This is a genomic window from Bacillus sp. CCB-MMP212 (genome assembly GCF_022748145.1).
GTDB classification, from domain to species: Bacteria; Bacillota; Bacilli; order Bacillales; family Bacillaceae_G; genus Bacillus_A; species Bacillus_A cereus.
The window spans coordinates 87,352-107,517 of sequence record NZ_JALDQE010000007.1 but is presented as its reverse complement, the minus strand read 5'-3'; the positions used below and the strand labels follow the sequence as shown (position 1 = coordinate 107,517).

Below are 20,166 nucleotides of genomic sequence, written 5' to 3'. Positions count from 1 at the left end.
TAAAACACACGTTTCCATTGCAAGTTTAAGATACATATTAATCATTGAAAACTGAGGATATAATCTTTTACTTCAAATATTTATAAATGGTGAGGAGTTTATTCTTTTTCACCTTGAATTAAATTTATTAATCTTTTTGTACATGCTTCTTGCGGATAGTTTTCATTAATAAATTTTTTTCTTAATTCTTTTGCTAAATTAGATGGTAAAGGATCATGTAGAACCTTTTTAATCGTACTAGTCACATCCTCCATAGAATGGTTTACAAGCCAATCTAGCGTATCGTAATATTTATAATCCCTTTCCTCTAATAAAGATTTATAAACAACTACAGGTATGTCTAATAACATTGCCTCTAATCCTACTGTTGAATTTGAGATAACCACAAGATTTGCATGTAAAATAACATCATACATGTTCACTTCATTTGTTATATATTTAACATTAGGATATAAGTTACTTAACTTAATATATTCTCCCACTAAGTTACGCCCTTTTTCCCAAGGATGAGGCTTTATAATAACCGTAATATTTTTTTCTTTCACTAACTTTTCTGTCAGTTCAGTATAAAATAAAGTTTTAAATGGCTGGGTTGCAATAAAAACTACTTTTGTAGAGGGGTCTATTTTTAATTTATTAAATAAATTCTTTTTATCCATATATACCCTATCAAAGATTTCGTCATATCTAGGGTGCCCTAGTATTTCAATTTGAGATTCACTGACCCCTTTTTGAAGGTACCAAGCTTCTTCATATTTCCCATATACGACCTGTTTTGTTGCGAAAACCGGAAAGTATGCTTCTTCTCCCATTATTGCACCATGTTGCAGACATAAACTTGGTATACCCTCACTACCAGAAAGAAAAGTAAGTGCTCTACTTGTTATGTCTTCCGTAGTACCAACAACCACACCAGAAATATCTTGTTCTTTAAAAATAAAATGAGCCATGTTAAGCTTCTCAATCATGATAGGAAGGTCGCTGAGTAATTTTTTTTGAAAAAACGTGTTTGATAGTAGTGGGTGTTTATTAAACCTTAAAAAGATTTCTTTAGCTTTTTCTATATAAACATTTGCGTTATTAGGGGATTTATTTATATAATCTGGTGCACAAACTGTAGGAAGACCATAAAGTTCTGGCTTTTTTGATCTTGTTAATATCTTAGTTTGATTTGGATGAAAGTGGGTAAAATTACTTACTGAAAAACGGAGATAATCTGAATTTAGCAGGATTGTTCCATCTTTATTTTTTCTTTTTATTTTTGATTGAAATGCAGAAATTATTTTTTCAAACTCCAACTGTAACTGTTTTTCCGCTATTGGTTCAATTGACAATTGCTTGTAAAAATTATCATCTTTCATTTTATTTTTTATATCTTCATCTAAATATTGATAAAAATTACTCAGTAATGGCAAAGGAATGTTATAATGCTTTAACTCTGAAAAAATATTTATATAATCTAAATTTAATAGCCAGTAATTTTTTAAATAAATGTCACTCAATTTTTCACCCTCTTTTTCTTCTTAGATCTTCTCTTAATTCTTTGCATGTTCTTTGTGGTGGTAATAATTGCACAAATTCATTTTTTTCTTCTGCAAATAACTGTGCATGTATTGAATGAGGAGTAATATAATTGATATCTAAAATTTCATCTAAGGGATAAAAATCCCAATAATGATTTAATCTCCAAAAGAAGCGTGCATCTCCTATCCGGTAAAATTGAGGATCTTCATCCCAGTAAGAATTCCATCTTTTTTCAAGAATTGGTAAAACTGATGCTCTATGCATAATAGAACAATGATCAATGGTACATGGAGCATTATTTGTAATTTTTTTGGCAGGTCTTTCAACCGTTTTAATAGGCATATCTGATTCATCTATATGAATCGTTTTTGATGCAGAGTAAATAATTTGAACATCTTCATTCTCATCAAGATAACTAGACATCTTTTTCAGGCGTTCTTCTTCATATTGATTATCATCTGTAATATAAGTTATATATTCCCCTTTAGCATGCTTAAGTGCTTCATTAATTAAAGCCGCATATCTGACTTTTTTTGTCCTTTCAGAAATATGAGCTACATTACTTTTATAAAAATGTACATTTTCCTTATTTATAAATGGTTGAATCACCTTCTGGGTTATTTCATCTGAATCATCATCCATTATAAAAAGCTCGAAATCTTGAAAAGTTTGGTTTAATACACTTAATATCGATTTTTCAACAAACGCAGGCTTATTGTAACTTGTCATTATAACTGAAATTTTAGGCAAATATTCCTCTCCTCCTTATCAACAAATACAAAAACAGTTACGTTATTATATAAATAGAAAGGACAAACCGTTCCGATAATTTTAAAAAAGATTTCTTTATCTGTAAAAAATTAATAGCGGTATTTATATTCACCTATATCCTTTTTTCTCCACTATAGTCCATACCATATCTATGAAAAAGTAATAAACTACTTAAAATAAAAAAGAAAGTGTTGATAAGGCTTTAATTATTATATTTCACTAGAAAAAACACATTCAATATTCTTAATAGAGGTGAAGACTTTGCAACCCAAAATATCAATTATCCTTACTAGCTATAATAAGCCGTCATTAATTAATCAAGTTATTGAAAGTGTTCTAAAGCAAACTTATAAAGAATGGGAACTTTTTATTATGGATGATAATTCCTGTCCAGAAACTATAAATGTCATAAAAAATTATCTAGAGGACCCTCGAATTACTTATAAGAATAGTTTTATACAAGATGGTGAACGATATAAAACTACAAGATATGCAACACTTATCAATGAGGCACTTCCATTAACATGTGGGGATTATATTTGCTACCTAACCGATGATACTATATACCTTCCAAACAGATTAGCTGAAATGTTATCTTTCTTAGAAAAACATCCTGAAATTGATGTAGTGTACTCTTCCCAATACGTAAAACATGTTGATTATAACTTACAACCTACAAATGAATTTGTGAGAGAAGCTTCGAAAATTTTATATACAGCTGCTAACGTTGTAGATCACTGTTCAGTTATGCATACTAAAAGAATATTAGTAAAAGTCTATGAAAAGTACCGTGGATATTGGGATACAAATCCTTTATATTGGTTTGTTGGAGATGCGATGTTTTGGAAACGCCTAAATACATTCCAACCTTTTTATCCCATTAACAAAGTGCTTGATATTACTTTTAAAACACCATTCTCTTTCCAAAACCTATATGCTAACCTCCCTTCTAAAGATTTAAATGGCATTTTGTTTAGTAATTCACACGGTGAAGTATTTTTAATTGATAACTTTAAACGCAGACTTATTTCGAAAGACATGCTTTCTTACTTCAAATATAATCAAAATGAAATTGTCTTAATTCCCGATCCATTTATCTACAAATATACAGATGGTCCTCCCATAACCCTTACAGATTCAATTCCAAATCTACGGGTTGTACAAAACGAAAAAAAAGAGTTATTTTATATAGAAAATAATCAAAAACGTCCTTTCATTAACACGATAGCATTTCGCAAGTTTAAATTTACAGTTCAAGAAATCATTAATGTTTCACAAAATAGTTTAGATCATTTTTCGGATGGACCACCTATTCATCCGAATCTATCCAATCAAACAATCCTCCCTGAAGGAAAAGTATTTATTTATCATCACAATTATTTTATTATGACAAATCACATGCTTCATCCAATAGATAAAGACATTTTACAAAAACTTTACTTATTAAAGAACTGTATACCAATTTCAAAGAGCAATTTATCCCACTTTAAGATCGGTCCTCCTATCACATCATATCCCTCTCGCTTAGCTGAAAAATACAGAGAAGAATGACAGGAATTTTATAATTGAACTACCCCCACTTTCACTTCTAAGCGAAGTGAAAGTGGGGGTAGTTCAATTGCCCTCATTAAGAAACGTTTAGATAAAAAAGAAAGTAATCCTTATCAGTTATGTTTTCCACCGCTACTCACAATACAAATACATCACAATAACTCCAAAACAAGCGGCATACTACTGGCCAAAAAAACGTTCACAGCCTTGCCATATTTCCTGAACTAACAAATCGTAATTAATCGGCGTTCTCCAACACTTTTCTCATCTTTAAAAACACCCTATGTCTTTATTAAACTCTTTTTCTTCATCTCACTCTTGTATTTCTTCATACATTCGCTGCCTTTCTTTGTTAACAGCTCTAACTTGATCGTAATCGTAGTCAATCGATTCCCTTTCTTCTGTTCTACGTTGTATTTCTTCGTACATACGCTGCTGCTCCTTGTAAGCTGCATCCCCCTGATCGTAATCAATTAATTCCTGTTCTTCGCCCCTAATTTGTCTTTTTCGCTCTTCTCTCTTTTGTTGTAGTTGATATCTTCTATATGCCTTTTTATCAGTAATTTTTTCACAGTCGTGCGCTAGCTCCTTCGTTTCGTCATGTCCATGTCCGCAAAAATCGTTTGGAATTATAGCACTAGATTTCTTAACAGATTCAGGATTAGGGTCCTCATGTTCTTTGCTAGCCTTCTCATCTTTAACTGCAGTATTGCTAAGACCATCTTGCTCTTTGTTCGTTACATTTCTATTAGAATCAAACTTTATAGTCATCGAACCGTGTCCACCGTGACCTAAATATATGTAGATAGAGAACAATTTAGTTGTTTCGCTGGATCCAGGCTTTCCTGCTATCTCTATGACTTTGTCCGCAGACATTCCAACCTTGATTTGATTATACTGTTCTAGTGATACTGTTGATGCGTCCTCATGTACATCTTTATAATGCGGATATTTGTCATTAATTTCCTCATCTTTATTCTTTGATTCCTCCACTTGTTGTACCTTTTTTTCTTCTTATGTTCTTCCGTACCCTCTTCGATCTTAGGCGGATTGGACTTCTCCTCCTCTCCCTTTGCAACTTCTATAGAGTCTTGTTTCTTATATGGCTTGTAATCCCCATCTTCCTTTGCAGAGCAGGCACTGAAAATTGATAAAGACGTTGCGCTTAATAAAAGTAATTTCTTTAATAATTTCGTATTAAATTTCATGATATTATTCCTCCGTTACATATATTGAATTGAACCCTCATGCATCCTCCTATAAACGTTATCCTTTCCCTTCACATATACATTCTCATATAACTTTGCATAAGCCACTTCGTTATTTAACTTACTCCAGTAATCTTCGGCTAAGCTTTTAATTATTAATATGTAAAATTTTTCATCTTTTTATTACATTAATAGCTGTATATTAAATTATAATAATATCTCTTTCTCTTTTTAGCAAATATTGTTAATTTTTTCGACGTTGATTTAAAAGGGGGGTAAAAAATGAATAAGTTGCATTTTTTAGGAGTAAAGATAAAATTCCGTTTGCGAATTAACATAATTTTCATACATTAAAACTCAACATGTTAATAATAGTTATATAATGAGGCCAAACCTTAAGTAAGATCGTTTCCCTGTTACGAGTAATGAGATAGTTTGTTTCATCTTTTTGCTTTTTTATAGAGATTACTTATATTCTAAGCACATTCGACATAAATTGATTATTTTTTATGAATTTTCTTGAAAAATATTGTAAAATCACTCCATTTTTCCTTCTATTTTGCTATGATAGTTACAATTAAATAGGATTAGGATATTTCTATAGGATGGGGGCGTATATTATGAGTGTCTCAGTAAAAGAAAATGAGCAGTTAACCGCTCTATTGAACGACTGGTATCGATCTATGCTATCTCAACAAGTTATAAAAGCTACTAATCTAAAAAAGAAAATTGATGAGAAAATCAGTAAATTAAGCACTGAGCCAAATCAAGAACATCAAGATCAAAATTTGTTACTATATTACTCACTACTTGAATTCCGTTACAATGTCTTAACAGATAGCCTAGGTATTCAACAAAATAGCTTTGATGCTATTAGCGACTATGATATGCCTGCAGACCATTTTCTACGCTTCTATTATCACTTTTTTAAATCCATTCATTCCACTTTTATATCAAATTATACTGAGGCAGAGGAACATTATAAACTGGCAGAAAAGATATTAGTAGACATACCAGATGAACTTGAACAAGCTGAATTCTACTATAGAATTGCTACTTTTTATCATCATACCTATAACATGCTCGCTTCTATCGAATACGCAAATAAATCGAGAGCAATCTTTTCAGAGTATGAAGGCTATGAAGTAAAAACAGCCTTTTGTAATAGTTTGTTAGGTGGTTGCTGCATCTATTTAAAACAGTACGAACAAGCTGAAGAATATTTACAAAGTGCAATTGATTTACTACAAAAGAATAAGGAAGAAGATTCTTTGTTATACGTAAAAAGTACTATGGGGTGGCTGTACTCTGATCAAAGTATGTCTACTTTAGCTATTCGTCACCTTTCAGAAGTAACAGAGAAAATCCCTACACACTTCAAGGCTATCTTCCTACAAGCTAAGGAACATTATAAATTAGGAGAACAATCAACGGCTAGCAAACTCATTGTTAATGGATTAAAAATCTGTAGAGAAATCCATAATGAAGAATATATGCATCACTTCTTTATTTTAAAAAGATTAAACGAAAACATTCCATTGGAAGAATTAGAAAAAATCATTCAAGAAGGAATCTTATACTTTGAGAAAGAAGAGTTATGGGAATATGTTGTCGAATACGCTGAATTATTTGCCACAAAATGTAGACAATTAGAGAACCACAAAAAAGTAAGTGACTATTTCCATATTTGTTATCAAGCAAGACGAAAATTAATCGAAAAAGGAGTATTAAAATAATGAAAAAAATCAGTTTATTATTATCGGGCATTGCTTTCATTGGGACGTTAATGGTGGGAATTTCTCAGTTTTCTAAAACAGATCAGCTTGCTACTCATGGGCATTATCCTACTCCTTCATATAGTGTTGGCGATTATGGTGGTGCACCACCACAAATTTAATGTAAATGTATTTAAAAACCCTCCAAATGGAGGGTTTTTAAATGGCTTATCTGCCTGTTCAATACGCATAGAGAGTACATATTATACTTATTTACTATGTTATAAGATTTTTCATTTCCACTCTGTAACAAGATTCTAGCATTCTCTCCTATCATCTCAACTTAAATCTTAAATCCACCAATTAACTCTTGAAGTTCTTCCGCCATCTGTGCTAATTGTATTGCTGAAGAATTTATCTCTTCCATAGAAGCATGTTGTTCCTCAGATGAACCAGCTATCGTTTGCATACTTGAAGAATTCTCTTTTACAGCCATAGCTATTTGATCAATCGATGTATCGACTTTCATTGCATCAGTAGTCATTTTATTAGATAGTTCCACCATACCATGCACTTTTGCCACAATATCATTTGCAGATTTTGAAATCTCATAAAAACTTTGTTTTGTATCGTTCGCAACTTTAATTCCCGATTGTACTTCTACTCCCACTTCATTCATAGCTTTTACAGTCTCGTGTACGTCTGCTTGTATTTCCTTAATTAAACTTCCAATTTCCATTGAAGATTCGGATGATTGCTCTGCTAGCTTCCTAACTTCATCGGCAACAATTGCAAACCCTCGCCCCTGTTCTCCTGCTCTAGCTGCTTCAATCGCTGCATTTAATGCTAATAAATTTGTTTGTTCCGCAATATTTTGAATCGCTTCTAATATACTGCCAATTTGTTGTGATTTTTTATCTAATAATTTTATTACATGATCGGATTGAGAAACCGAGTGATGGATAGACTGCATTTGTGTTACAGTTTGTTCTACTAATTGTTCACCTTCATTGGCTTTTTGTTTTGTGTATATGGATGAAGTCGATACTTTAGACGCATTCTCAGCTACATATTGAATATTTCTTGTTACCTCACCAATTAATTCAGCTCCAGACTCAACTTCATTATTTTGAACCTCTGCACTGTTCGAAATTTCTTCCATCTCTTTTGTAATTTGTTCAGTCGCAACACTTGCTTGCTCTACACTAGCAGTTAATTCCTCAGAAGATGCAGCTACATGGCCTGCAGATGTGTTAATTTGAGAAATGATAGTACGTAACGACTCTGCCATTCTATTGAAACTACCACCTAATTGACCAAGTTCATCCTTTGAACGAATATCTATTTTCTCGGTTAAATCTCCCTGACTAATTCTTTGGGCTGAAATAACTAATTGTCTTAGTGGAGTAATAATGGATCTAAGTATGAATAAAATTACAATTCCACCTAACAATAATGAAGCCCCTATTATAGTGAGCGTTTTATAAAAAATAGGATTGGTAGCTTCTTCAATTTCTTTCGTAGGCATTACCCCAGCTATCTTCCAACCTGTTTTTTTATTTGTCTTAAAGCTTATGTTTCGATCTTCACCATTAAGGCTATAAGTAATTACTCCATCTTCTTTCTTGTACAATTCATCCGCTAAACTTTTCTCTAATTTCTCTCCAGGCTTTAGTGATGGATGAACAACTATAGTTTTATCTTGACTAACTATAGATACAAATCCTTGCTTTCCAATTTTTATCATTTTGGATGTTTTTACGATATCTGTAATATTCAAATCTACGCCAATGACACCACTTTTATCTGCATTTTGCTTTGCAATTGCAATTACCATATTTCCTGTAGACTTTGATTTATAGGGAGATGAAACAATAATCTCTCCATTTGCTTTTACTGCATCCTTATACCAACTACTTTCTAACGGATTAAACCCTTCTGGTATCTTGCCAACAGGTGCATGAATAAATTGGTTGTTACTAGATGCCGTATAAATCGTTTCTATCTCTGGATGTAACTGTATATATTGATCAAATTTACTCTGTACATTTTGCGATTGTTCAGGATTATAATCACCTTGTGTAAGTACTTTTGCAAAATGAGTGACATCTATATGCTTATTTTCTAATTCATCATCAACAATCTTATCTAATATACTTATATTATCTTTTGCTGATTGTAGAATTGTTTCATTAAGATCTGTTTTTGCTTTATTATAAGATGATACTCCTACGATAAGACTTGGTATAATTAATATTGCTATAAATGCCATAGACAACTTTGTTTTAAGCTTTATTTGTTCCAATCTTTCTTTTATACTATACACTAGCTACTTCTCCTTTTCATTTTCACTACTTTTATATTTATTTAAGTTTTTCTCCTTTATTTTTTCCACATTCATTTATGGAACCGTAATTACATCCTATAATCCAAACTTTATAATTTAGTGATTTAAATTTCACAGGCAGAGTTTTATCTGTCCTCCTTTTGAATATATTATTTTTGTAGATTTAGCAATTATTAGACTACGAATTATTCCAAATAAACTGGATGAAACATATACTTTATTTTAAAAATAATTATTGGATTTTTTGAATGAAATCCTTACCATAATAAATTCACTAAATAAAACTAAGTAAATCTTTTCTTTTAATAATTATATTTAACTGCCTTTTAACCATTCTAACTGTATCACTTTATTGATTTATCTACTTATTACAACCACTTTTGTTTAATTGAGTCACTAAACCATAAATTCCAAATAGGAGAATAAAATAAATTAGAGAGTTACATTGTAACATGTATATATGAGTTTTTAATATTAAAATTTAAAACTTTACTATTTTTCATATGCAATATTACATGCGAAAAGCTTTACTTATTTTGTTATACTATACATGTGGATTTTTCATCCGAAAATCTACCCAAACGCATATTTATTTATATGCCACCCTAATTGATGAAAGTGAGAAGAATGTTTATCATTTTTCTCACTTTTTTATATTTTAAATGTTTGTACAAAAACTCTTTAGATACTCTAATAATCCATACGTATAAATCATATAATAAAAATAAACTTAAAAAGGGAATTGAAATTCCAAATTTATCCTTTGAAATCATTTATTTTCTAAAAAATAATTCCACATCTTTATCAACTCATTTTAGAATATTTAAACAATAATTATATATACATTCCCTGCATAAATTATTCATTTTCTTTTATATAACACCTATTTTTTTACTTCTGATAAATTATTAAACATTGGATTATTATACACAACCCCAAAAACATGAGGTATTTTGTAGAATTTTGTCTATCAATATGTATGTACACCCTTTTGTAGTGGATATAGACTGTGAGGTGTAAGGAGATACCTTACAAAATAATAAAAAGGAGATTATAAAATGAGTAGATTAACAAAATTCTCAAAGTTAGCATTTGCGACTTTAATCGCGGGAAGTAGTTTAAGTACCTTTGTTTCGTCGCACAGTGTACAAGCTGACACCTTAAATCCTAATTACCAAGACCATGTAAAATTCATACCACCTTCTAGTGCTAGGCCAGCATTGGAACAAAAAAACACTATTGTTCCCGAATCAAAAGTTATTAAAAATCATTATGTAAAGTACTCTAAAGCACATTTCCAAACTAAAGAAAGTATACCAAAAGAGATTTATTATTCTTCAGAAGGCTTTAAGGGCTATATACAGGCAAGTACCGTTTGGGATATGGGAGATCATTTCGCAACACTATATTCCGGAACCGTTATTCGATGTTAGACTTTTAATCCCATCTCTCTTAATGCTTATAATGATCAATTGCTCACTGCCAATACTGTAAATGTCTATTGTTCATAAAATAAACCACAAAATCTTTCGATTTCATGGTTTATCAAATATAAAGATAATGCTAAACGAATACTCTAACATTACCTTCCCCAAAGTTAATTATAGAGTATTTTCAAAAAAAAGACACTCTTGTAGTGTCTTTTTTATAGTATTTTAAAAAGAATTCCACCTACTAAAACCTTTTTGTTGCGCCTATTCGTTTATTTCAATATAATACTTTTCCATCTCGTATATGCAATAGACAATGATAGCTAAACTCCAACTGACACCATAATAATCATGTGTGTAGAAGTCATATCCCGCCTTAATACCTTTCTCTATTACAACAAATATAAATCCTAAAGCCACCCATTTGTTAATTTTCATCTTAATAAATGTTAAAGAGATAATTATTAAAAATAAAATATTTGTAAGATGATTTATCATTAGCTCATATTTTTGAATGTATACTGCCATCATACAAGCAACGATATTAGTCGCAATGCCAAAGGCAATCATCGCTCCCCAAATCCTGTACGAAAGTCCCACTCCTGAGTCAGTCCCTTCCTAAACAAATATCCTTTTCTTTAATTCGTTCCTACACCCTATTCAAGGTATGCTAAATTATCCTTGTCTGATGAATATCTATTTATCTTTTCATATAGAGCAAACAAAATCTCGACTCATAATTTTTTCGTTATTAGGCAAACTATGTCTAAGCCGTTTGAACTAGCGGCTTCACTCTTCTGGTAATGGGATAGCACAATTTATTGAATTGACTAACTCATTCAACCCACTGGCACCGGCAGGCAACAAAATAGTTGTCTGCCATTTTTATGTATACTTTTCTAAATTCATTACAAACCAAGTGTGTGCTGTACTGATTTCAAAAAGGACGGAATTTCATTTTTGAAAATGTAAAAAAGATAAGATTCTGTCTACTGTTGGTATAGGAATTTTTCTTTTCACATATACTATTTTTGAACCTGTTTACCAATACATGTCTGAATGGTGTCTTGAATTCCTCCTAATAAGGGCTGCAGATACGACTGCATGCCTTTTTATTTACGTTGCTGCTTTATATTCCATAAAATAATTAAAAAATAAAAATGTATTATTACATTTTTTCTGTTCAGATTATGCTGAAATTTACTTCATAGTCGAATTATGGTTTCGTATCTAATTCAGCAATATGTGAATTGTTTACCTAAAGAAAAGACACCAAAAAGATGTCTTTTCTTTAGGTAAACAACATTTTTCCTTTTCAGTAAGATCCAATTATCCCTCTAATCTAAACCTCATCTTTAAAGGCAATTTAATCACGGTACTCAAGCATTTTCATCTATTTCGATATGCTTATAGTTTAATTTGAAATAATATATCTATTACTTTTTTAACAAATGAAATCTACCATTAGATTTCTATATGTATACTGTACTAAGCGCCATTAACACTGTATAAATAGTGTTAAATGTGTTAATTGAATATTAGTAATAGTAAGTATAAATATTATCAATTTACTATATATTACATATATGTAAAAATGGATGTATGTTAAGCTTTTTCAAAATCTTTCCCCTAATAAAGATTTGAAGTAGCATTTCATGATTCTCCTTACTGTTAATATGCCTTGAAAAAGAACCCTATAGGGTTCTTTTTCTTCTCATTTTAATCTCAGTAAATCCTTATTTAACATGCAAAAAAGAACTGCTAATTACCTGCAGCCCTTTACACATTAATATACACTTGTATTAAATACTTAACACTTTATTGTATTAGGAATTCATACATACTAAACATGCCATTATCATTTAGACATGTAACACTTTAAAGTTTAGAAGTATACAATAACAAACCTTTCCCAGCTTCCAGCTACATAACTAGTAGCTGTTAATTCTCTACCACCACTTGCTGATATATACCTGCCATTACTGAGTGCTTGTAATACATATATCCTATTGTCTCCACCATTATATAAGATAAACTTTTCCCATGCCCCAATTGATGTACGATCTGCTACTACTCTACCATTTGGCTCAAACGAAACATACTTCCCATTACTTTTGGCTTTTAAAGCGTACGTATATAATTCTCCAGTCGGAATTAATTCGAATTTCTCCCATTCATTAACTGCATTACGATTTGCTGTTACATTTCCCAAAGGCTCAGCAGAAACATATTGTAAATTTGCTGCCTGTATAGCAACTGTCCAACTTCCATTGAATAAATTCCCGCCTTTTAATGTAGCTGTTTTTGATAGGTTGGCTGCAGATACATCATTGGATGGTGTAATCATAAATATCATTAAAACCATCGACAACACCATTAAAACTAAATTTTTTGAGATTGTATTACCTCTTGCACTTGTTATAAATCTTTTCATTCCCATTCCTCCCTTAATATACATAAAACTCATATACATCATACCAAATTTGTAAAACTTTGTAATATTTGAGATGATTTATCAACAAATACTCTATTATTCTGTTACTTTTTTCTCAAATCTATTGCACTTAAACATTTATCAATTCAAAAACATATTTATAAAAAGAAAGAGTTAATTAGAAAGTTGCTTTATTTGCTGAAAAACAAAAAAGGAATCCTTTACGGATTCCTTTTTGTCTTGCACTCTTTTTCAAATAGTGCATTTTTGCACCTACTTTTAGTATACCTTATAATTCATACAAAGCAAATAAGAATAAACAGAATTCACATCTTTATTTTCATAAAAAGATGTGAGTTTAGAAATTAATTATACTAGACTCACTTTCAAAAGATTTGTGTTCTTCCACCAATACTCATAAGCTTTTGGCTATAACCTACCGCTGTATTATCGCTCTTCACACGGTTAAGGAAGGCGAATTCTTTCGGTAAATTCGTTAAAATGAGCAATTGTTAAGGCATCACTTTTCATTGATTCATTGCCAGCTGTATCAACAGCAGAAACTACATACTTATATATTGTATTCGCTCGTAAATCTTTATCCGTAAATGAAGTTGTATTAGCAGTGCCTATTTCTTTCATAACACCTCCATCTTCTCTGTAGACAATATAATGATTCACATCTATGTTATCTTCAGACGGACTCCACATTAAGTCGATACTATTCGTAGTGGTTCCCATACTGTGTAATCCTTTAGGCTGAGTTGGTGCTTCTGTATCTGGTTTTTCATTATTTATTAGATTCACATCGATCACATTATAGAAAGCATTTACAGTATCAGCTACATCCCAAACTGCTAATATGACATGATATCCACTGCGATCAGTTGGTACATTGATTTTATGTGATAGATTATTAGATGCTGCAGAACCATCGTGTTTTACAGTTCCTATTGGTTCAAAATCCATTCTTGTTAAAGGTTTATTTGGATTCCATCCTTTTTTTGTAATGTAATAGTGCCACTGACTTGTTGAATGAGGAGCGGTATATTTCCAAGTGAATGTATTCTCCCCGCCCTTAATAGTATTCTTAAACCATCGATCAGCTGTTTGTTGATCAAGAATTCCACCAAATAGACCTCCCGCTGAAGCAATTTTCCCATCAGCTGGCCCGCCTTGCGGGAATCCTTTAGGTGCTTCTAAGCTTTGCGGTTCATACATTATATTTCCACAATTTGAATTCAACGCCCCATAATTTTGACTGCATAAAGCAGCACGGCTACCTGGCTTTTCAACGAACCCATGTGCATAGGCATTTTGAGGAATTAAAGTTGTACCCATAATTCCTACTGCTACAGCAGCGGCACTTAATCCTTTTTTATTTGTAGCCATTTTTTTAACTGCTTAAAGAATTTTTTGTTCATTTTAATAGTCCCCCTTACTAATTTCTTCACTTTATTAAGAGCATGAATGTAAATGAAAGCTAAATATACATAACTTCATACTCAACTATTCATTTATCTTTATAACATTGAAATAACTATATAAATAAATTATTACATAATAATTTATTAAGCTTACAAAGAAATTGTGACAGTTATTGGACTTTCTTCAACTACCATCCTTTCTTACTTAAAAATTATATGTTCCATAGCTTGAATTAAAAACTTACACTTCAATATAATATTCTGAAATTCACCCTTTCCAAATTTCATTCTTCAAATGATTATACTTTGATCAACATAGAAAAAAGTTTCCCCTATAATAGGAAACTTTTACTTATAATTTACCTATAGCCCTAAAATTTCTACAATCTGACGAGCTTTAGTATTATCAATATAATAATGCATCTCTAGTCCTTTTCTTTCTGCACGGAGTACAATTCCTCTTAACTTTGCTAAGTGTTGTGAAACAGTGGATTGTGGAAGTTTTAATATTTCTGTTAACTGTGTAACATTGCACATTTTATGATGTATTAATTCACTTATGATTTTTAATCGAACCGGATGCGCCATTACCTTCAATACATCTACATCTTCTTCACGGATTTTAGCTAGATCATTATTAGATATTAATGTTAACATTTCGCATTCTCCTTTATTATTAATTTCTACTTTCCTATTATCCTTATAAGTAATACTTATAGATAATTACAATTTTTCCTGTTGAGAAAATACATTCTACTCAATACAAAAAGACACCTATTCCGAAAACAGTTTTTTACCGTTCCAATGAATTGGTGTCTTATAATTTTTTAACCAGACTCTTTTTATTCAAATTATAATTTCTACATAACTTTGAATAATGCTTTCTAAGCAAAAACAATACTTCCACTCCTCGTTTCAAGAAAAGTTTAATTGAAATATTTACTTTCTCATATTGCTAAACCTATAAGAACCCTCTACTCATCTCACCTTTTACATCATATATTATTTATTTCTCAACATGAAAACATGGAATAAAAATTCCAATAATGGTAATATAATGGTATCTTCAGTTGTTAACTGTCATCCCTTTTTTTAATCCCTGTCTTTAAAGACAGGGATTTTAAATTTCCTTAACTAAAACTGTCTATTAATTATAAACCTAAGACTTCAATAAGCTGCCACTATAGTAGAGAGAGGCTTTCATATTTATTCATTCCCCTTTCATGCAAACATGATATTTTCCGACTCACTTCAATCACATCACGTTTGCGTGAATTGTTAATGAGAGAACTATAAATCAAATATAATTTGGTTATCATCATTAACTTATTTTTCTAAATTTTATTGAAAAATAAATATAATACAATTAAACGAACTGGATACTTTGCTATAATGGTAATATATAACATTAGTAGACTTTTATAGGATGGGGGAATATATAATGATGGTTTCAGCTAAGGGGAATAATGAAATTACAAAGCTATTAAACGATTGGTATGTTGAAATCCGCTCAAGGCGTATAGGTAATGCACATCAATTAAAAGAAATAATTGATTCTAAGATGCATAATATTGAAGAGGATCAAGATTTATTACTCTACTACTCACTACTAGATTTTAGATACCAATTTGTAATTGATAATTTAAGCGTTTCAAAAAGCAGCTTTGACAAAGTTGAGGTTTTTGATATGCCTACAGATAATTTCTTAGCTTATTATTATCACTTTTTCAAAGGGATTCATGCCTCTACTATTGGCGAATATCAAATCGCAAAGGAGAGTTATGAAAAAGCAGAAAAACTTTTAGACTGCATTCCTGATGAATTGGAAAAAGCGGAATTTTATTATAAAGTTGGAGCTTTCCATTATGACATATATCAAGGGCTATTATCTTATAAAAAAGTATCAGAGGCAAGAGAAATCTTTGCTCAACATGCTGGGTATGAGATCAATGTAGCATTCTGTGATAATCTTATAGGCTTAGCTTGTACTCATTTGAGAGAATGGGAACTCGCTGAAGAATATTTCACGAAAGCAATGGATATGTTCCAAAAAATAGACGAAAAACAATTTATTTTAATGGTGCGTCAAAATTTAGGGTTAATGTATGCTACTCAAAATCTTTCGCCATTAGCCATTAGATATCTTTCAGAAGTAAATCAAAAAATGCCTAACAATTATAAGGCTCTTTTTATTGAGGCAAGGGAACACATGAAGGAAGGAAATCACTCCGTTGCCAAAGATCTCATAGCAAAAGGATATTCCGTTTGTCAAGAGATTGAAAATATAGAGTATCTACACCATTTTAAAATATTAGATGCAATGAATGGAGGTTTTCCTGCCGAAGCACTTGAAATGACAGTGTTAAAAGGCGTATCATATTTTAAAGAGCAAGAACTTTTCGAATTCATTAAGGAATACGAAGAATATCTTGCTACTGCATTTTATAAAGAGAATAACCATATTAAAGCAAGTCATTATTTCTATTCATGTTCTCAAGCAGGAAAAAAAGTTATTGAGAAGGAGGCATTAAAATGAAAAAGACAATTCTCGGTTTAGTTGGTGTAATTACTATTTTTACTTTAATCTTTGGTGCCCAATCCCCTACAGAAACACATAAAGCTATTGATGTTATTCAATATGCACACGGAAATCATGGTGGTTAAGGTCTTAATTGAACGAGCATAAAATCGCACAATACACTCATAGCCATACTGACGGATATTTAATGAATAAAGGTCTTCACTTCATTGTGAGGGCTTTTTTTATAAGAATCCCACTTATAACATTTTTAAAATCTACTATATTTAAAAACATCATAATTACACCAAACCTATTACATCTATAAGAGAAACTTAAAAAGATTAAAATTTTTAAAAAAGTAAGAGAATATTGATGTATACACAAGAAAACATTTTATAAAAAATTAATAGAGACACAAAAGGAATAACAAATTTTCTAATCAACTGAGTTAGAATACCTGGAATCATTATTACTGTAGATAAATTTTCAGGGCTGATCCCCCCAGCAATAGAAATCAACAATTCCCTTATAATCAAGCAATTTCAATAGTTGTTGTATAAACTATCTTAAACTCTAGTGGCTCATTATTAATATATGAGGCACTAAAAAAGGAATCCTTATTAAAAGGATTCACCACAGAAAGATATACATCAATAAAAAGAATTAATTATAATATAAAAATAAAAGAAATATATTGAGAAATATATAATAAAATTGAATATTCTTTCTTTTTATCGTAAAATCAATATGAGTCAAGTGACAACATCTCTCTAACTCTCCTAAAAGAATCCTTTATGACATGGGGATTCTTTTGCTTTGGACAAAGTATTCTTATTTTAACATTTGCAAAAAAACCTCTTCTTAACCAACTACTCAACAAATATAAGTAAGGATTTAGTTTTATAAATATTTTTTTGATCTAACCAACAGGTAATAGCCTTCAATATTTGTTAGATGTAAAAATATCCTAAAAAATAAAAAGATGCTCTATCAATACTGAAAGAAGATTTGCTGCTAAACATGCATTTTTTCATTGTACCTTTTATAATCTGAGCTTTTTAACACTAAAGAATTAAGTATAGATTTATAGCCATGAATTCTTCTATTTGTACATATAAAATTCTTTATATCTCTCAAAATTTGTTTTTTTTGTTCGTGTTGATGTTATGGGTGATTTTAATGATTTAGATACTGCTACCTGCTTTGGTGTTTGTAATGTGCCCCGTTTCTTAAGTTCTCTATACAAACTACTCACATTGCACCTCAGATTTTTTGCAATAGTTGGATATTCCTCTCCTTGATTAAATAATTGTACTGCTTTTTTACATTTTATGTCCCATTTTTCTTCTGACGTTTGAAATTTTTGAGTTCTTTTTTTAACTCTATGTTTTTCTAATTTAATACTCTCTCTTTCTATTTTACATCGCTTGGCAGAATACTGTTCTGCGTCTGCCTTACGCCCGGAATGCTCCTCCTGTAAACGTATCATTTGTACTTTTTTCGCAATTTCTCTCAAGTTAAAGTCACCTCATTTCGTTTGATAAATTCTACCAGTACTTGATCACCCAATTGTCTGTATCCCCAATCATCGTTTATAAACAAGCTATAAATACTCAAATTCCCCTTATAATAGTTTTCAATCTAATATTTACGGAAAATTATAATCAATTCTATCTTTACACAATTGAAAACTATAGTAAATTGATAATATTGACACAGAATATTCTAAACTTTAATCCAAACCATACAAATCAGTAAACTAAACATTTTCTTTGCTTAAAAAGTAAAAAATATCGTTTTCGCTTAGCAAAACACGGTATTCCCTATTCAGAGTCATGCAAAACAAAATACTTTATCTACTGTAGCTATGGCACAAAGAAAAAGAATGCAGACATGTACTGCACTCTTTTTTAGTAACCCCTATATCAATTTTTCACCGCAGTCAGCTCCTCCATTATTAGAAGAACTAGACTTTACGCTTGTGAATTTATTATTCTGCAGTACATCAGCTTTTGCAGCTATATTTAACAACACTCTTACTATCATCCTATTTCAAGTTAAATTTAAAGACCTAATACTCCGACAATCTGACATGCCTTAGAATTCACAATATGATAATACATCTCTAATCCCCTTCTTTCTGAGCGAAGAATTTTCCCACGCATTTTAGATAAATGCTGAGATACGGTAGATTGAGGCACATCTAATAGCTCTGTTAACTGTGTTACATTACAAATTTTGTGGCGTTCTAACTCTTTCACAATTTGTAATCTAACTGGATGGGCCATGATTTTTAATAGTTCTATATCCGCCTCTGGAATTTTGTACATTTCATTACTTACTTGCATTGTTGTCATTTTTTATTTCTCCTTTTTTAACTCTTTTTATTTTTTATCTATTTATAGGTATTTTGTGTTTATTCGAACATATTGTTCATAATCACTGTATTGTTTAATCTTTTGTCTCTCTCAGGTTTAATATATAGAAGTATTATGATAGCTAAAAATCCAACAAAAGATAGCATAGGTATCGAGATGAAACCGAATAAATTCAAGTAATCTTTTGTGCAAGAAACTCCTACTGAACAAATCTGCATCTCACTATTAGGAAACGCTTGAATTGTAATTTGATATACAGATAACATTAAACCAATACACGCAAATGGAAATGCATACGTGCTTACGTGCGAATCTTTTCTATATATCCCTATCCCCAATATTAACACTAATGGATACATGGCCATCCTTTGATACCAGCACAAATTACATGGAGGCAGCTTCATCCACTCACTAAAAATCAAACTTATGAGCATTGCACTAGTAGCTATCGTCCAAGCAATTGCAATGTGATACTTTTGAATGATCGACATCTTATTTTCGCCTCACCTGTTTTTTTAATGCAAAACATTTGCTAATATATGACTAGTTTATTTCCGTGTTTCGAGTACCCAGTTTCAATAGAAAGTATCCAATCATTAATATCTTCCCAGTCGTATCCCCTCTCTTTTAATTCTAGAGGAAAAAGATTTTCAAAATCATCACGCATTTCGTACATGGTTTCTAATGATTTTTCAAGCGGACCAAATCCATATACCATGTGTGTATGTACTTTTTTGTTTTTCTTTTCTGCTACAACTAAATATACATACCGTCTTTCTTTCGCTAAAACAAACTTCAAAAAACCAGGTACTTGACTCACCTTTCACACTCCTTTACGGTTTTCCTTACCAAGCTTAAAA

General features: G+C 30.9%; 16 protein-coding genes and 2 pseudogenes. 6 read left to right on the top strand and 12 right to left on the bottom strand.

Features of this window, described 5'->3' with window-relative positions:
* Positions 1-98: 98 nt before the first annotated feature.
* Both MRP26_RS20395 and MRP26_RS20390 read right to left on the bottom strand, forming a co-directional pair.
* Positions 99-1,502 (bottom strand): CDP-glycerol glycerophosphotransferase family protein, encoded by a 1,404-nt coding sequence (locus MRP26_RS20395; protein WP_242806759.1) that lies wholly within the window; start codon positions 1,500-1,502, stop codon positions 99-101.
* A 4-nt stretch (positions 1,503-1,506) separates the two neighbouring features.
* A complete protein-coding gene (locus MRP26_RS20390) occupies positions 1,507-2,274 on the bottom strand; it encodes a glycosyltransferase family 2 protein (RefSeq protein ID WP_064532255.1) in 768 nt (255 codons plus the stop codon).
* Between the two features lie 282 nt (positions 2,275-2,556).
* On the opposite strand from MRP26_RS20390, the gene MRP26_RS20385 reads away from it, so the two are divergent.
* Positions 2,557-3,846: a glycosyltransferase family 2 protein gene (locus tag MRP26_RS20385; protein ID WP_064532257.1), complete on the top strand. Its 1,290-nt coding sequence runs from the start codon at positions 2,557-2,559 to the stop codon at positions 3,844-3,846.
* Positions 3,847-4,158: 312 nt separating this feature from the next.
* Here MRP26_RS20385 and bamE read toward each other — a convergent pair.
* Positions 4,159-5,054, bottom strand: a pseudogene (bamE, locus tag MRP26_RS30950) (outer membrane protein assembly factor BamE domain-containing protein).
* A 620-nt stretch (positions 5,055-5,674) separates the two neighbouring features.
* Between bamE and MRP26_RS20375 the strand changes: the two are divergent.
* Together MRP26_RS20375 and MRP26_RS20370 are read left to right on the top strand one after the other, a co-directional pair.
* A complete protein-coding gene (locus tag MRP26_RS20375) occupies positions 5,675-6,790 on the top strand; it encodes a response regulator aspartate phosphatase (protein ID WP_242806755.1) in 1,116 nt (371 codons plus the stop codon).
* Positions 6,790-6,951, top strand: a complete 162-nt coding sequence (locus MRP26_RS20370; RefSeq protein ID WP_000724104.1) for a Phr family secreted Rap phosphatase inhibitor — start codon at positions 6,790-6,792, stop codon at positions 6,949-6,951. Before MRP26_RS20375 ends, MRP26_RS20370 begins: the two co-directional genes overlap by 1 nt.
* 161 nt (positions 6,952-7,112) lie before the next feature.
* On the opposite strand, the gene MRP26_RS20365 is transcribed toward MRP26_RS20370, so the two are convergent.
* Positions 7,113-9,095: a methyl-accepting chemotaxis protein gene (locus MRP26_RS20365; protein WP_242806754.1), complete on the bottom strand. Its 1,983-nt coding sequence runs from the start codon at positions 9,093-9,095 to the stop codon at positions 7,113-7,115.
* Positions 9,096-10,174: 1,079 nt separating this feature from the next.
* Here MRP26_RS20365 and MRP26_RS20360 point away from each other — a divergent pair.
* Positions 10,175-10,549 carry a hypothetical protein gene (locus MRP26_RS20360; RefSeq protein WP_197241959.1) on the top strand — a complete coding sequence of 125 codons (375 nt, stop codon included), beginning with the start codon at positions 10,175-10,177 and terminating at the stop codon, positions 10,547-10,549.
* A gap of 261 nt (positions 10,550-10,810) precedes the next feature.
* On the opposite strand, the gene MRP26_RS20355 is transcribed toward MRP26_RS20360, so the two are convergent.
* From MRP26_RS20355 to MRP26_RS20340, 4 genes and pseudogenes are all read right to left on the bottom strand, one after another.
* Positions 10,811-11,146 (bottom strand): hypothetical protein, encoded by a 336-nt coding sequence (locus tag MRP26_RS20355; RefSeq protein ID WP_149287582.1) that lies wholly within the window; start codon positions 11,144-11,146, stop codon positions 10,811-10,813.
* Between the two features lie 1,285 nt (positions 11,147-12,431).
* Positions 12,432-12,980, bottom strand: a complete 549-nt coding sequence (locus tag MRP26_RS20350; RefSeq protein WP_242806752.1) for a fascin domain-containing protein — start codon at positions 12,978-12,980, stop codon at positions 12,432-12,434.
* A gap of 507 nt (positions 12,981-13,487) precedes the next feature.
* Positions 13,488-14,404 (bottom strand): annotated as a pseudogene (locus MRP26_RS20345) (lytic polysaccharide monooxygenase auxiliary activity family 9 protein); the annotation flags it as partial.
* 366 nt (positions 14,405-14,770) lie between these two features.
* Positions 14,771-15,064: an ArsR/SmtB family transcription factor gene (locus MRP26_RS20340; RefSeq protein WP_242806751.1), complete on the bottom strand. Its 294-nt coding sequence runs from the start codon at positions 15,062-15,064 to the stop codon at positions 14,771-14,773.
* A 784-nt stretch (positions 15,065-15,848) separates the two neighbouring features.
* On the opposite strand from MRP26_RS20340, the gene MRP26_RS20335 reads away from it, so the two are divergent.
* Both MRP26_RS20335 and MRP26_RS20330 read left to right on the top strand, forming a co-directional pair.
* On the top strand, positions 15,849-16,943 hold the full coding sequence (locus MRP26_RS20335; protein WP_242806750.1) for a response regulator aspartate phosphatase: 1,095 nt from the start codon (positions 15,849-15,851) through the stop codon (positions 16,941-16,943).
* Positions 16,940-17,071: a Phr family secreted Rap phosphatase inhibitor gene (locus tag MRP26_RS20330; protein WP_197241774.1), complete on the top strand. Its 132-nt coding sequence runs from the start codon at positions 16,940-16,942 to the stop codon at positions 17,069-17,071. Before MRP26_RS20335 ends, MRP26_RS20330 begins: the two co-directional genes overlap by 4 nt.
* Before the next feature lie 959 nt (positions 17,072-18,030).
* Here the strand turns inward: MRP26_RS20330 and MRP26_RS20325 are convergent.
* The 4 genes from MRP26_RS20325 to MRP26_RS20310 all read right to left on the bottom strand — a co-directional run bounded on the left by MRP26_RS20325 (position 18,031) and on the right by MRP26_RS20310 (position 20,126).
* Complete coding sequence (locus MRP26_RS20325) at positions 18,031-18,444, bottom strand: hypothetical protein (protein WP_197241772.1); 414 nt, start codon at positions 18,442-18,444, stop codon at positions 18,031-18,033.
* A gap of 547 nt (positions 18,445-18,991) precedes the next feature.
* Positions 18,992-19,285 carry an ArsR/SmtB family transcription factor gene (locus tag MRP26_RS20320; protein ID WP_080495034.1) on the bottom strand — a complete coding sequence of 98 codons (294 nt, stop codon included), beginning with the start codon at positions 19,283-19,285 and terminating at the stop codon, positions 18,992-18,994.
* A 59-nt stretch (positions 19,286-19,344) separates the two neighbouring features.
* Positions 19,345-19,797: a disulfide oxidoreductase gene (locus MRP26_RS20315; RefSeq protein ID WP_242806749.1), complete on the bottom strand. Its 453-nt coding sequence runs from the start codon at positions 19,795-19,797 to the stop codon at positions 19,345-19,347.
* A gap of 41 nt (positions 19,798-19,838) precedes the next feature.
* Complete coding sequence (locus tag MRP26_RS20310; protein ID WP_242806748.1) at positions 19,839-20,126, bottom strand: hypothetical protein; 288 nt, start codon at positions 20,124-20,126, stop codon at positions 19,839-19,841.
* Between the last annotated feature and the right edge of the window lie 40 nt (positions 20,127-20,166).

What these genes read in the sequence shown, in the direction of transcription:
- MRP26_RS20340 (WP_242806751.1), bottom strand. Translation starts at nt 15,064, where the DNA reads ATGTTAACATTAATATCTAATAATGATCTAGCTAAAATCCGTGAAGAA.
- MRP26_RS20335 (WP_242806750.1), top strand. Translation starts at nt 15,849, where the DNA reads ATGATGGTTTCAGCTAAGGGGAATAATGAAATTACAAAGCTATTAAAC.
- MRP26_RS20360 (WP_197241959.1), top strand. Translation starts at nt 10,175, where the DNA reads ATGAGTAGATTAACAAAATTCTCAAAGTTAGCATTTGCGACTTTAATC.
- MRP26_RS20320 (WP_080495034.1), bottom strand. Translation starts at nt 19,285, where the DNA reads ATGACAACAATGCAAGTAAGTAATGAAATGTACAAAATTCCAGAGGCG.
- MRP26_RS20330 (WP_197241774.1), top strand. Translation starts at nt 16,940, where the DNA reads ATGAAAAAGACAATTCTCGGTTTAGTTGGTGTAATTACTATTTTTACT.
- MRP26_RS20350 (WP_242806752.1), bottom strand. Translation starts at nt 12,980, where the DNA reads ATGAAAAGATTTATAACAAGTGCAAGAGGTAATACAATCTCAAAAAAT.
- MRP26_RS20375 (WP_242806755.1), top strand. Translation starts at nt 5,675, where the DNA reads ATGAGTGTCTCAGTAAAAGAAAATGAGCAGTTAACCGCTCTATTGAAC.
- MRP26_RS20370 (WP_000724104.1), top strand. Translation starts at nt 6,790, where the DNA reads ATGAAAAAAATCAGTTTATTATTATCGGGCATTGCTTTCATTGGGACG.
- MRP26_RS20315 (WP_242806749.1), bottom strand. Translation starts at nt 19,797, where the DNA reads ATGTCGATCATTCAAAAGTATCACATTGCAATTGCTTGGACGATAGCT.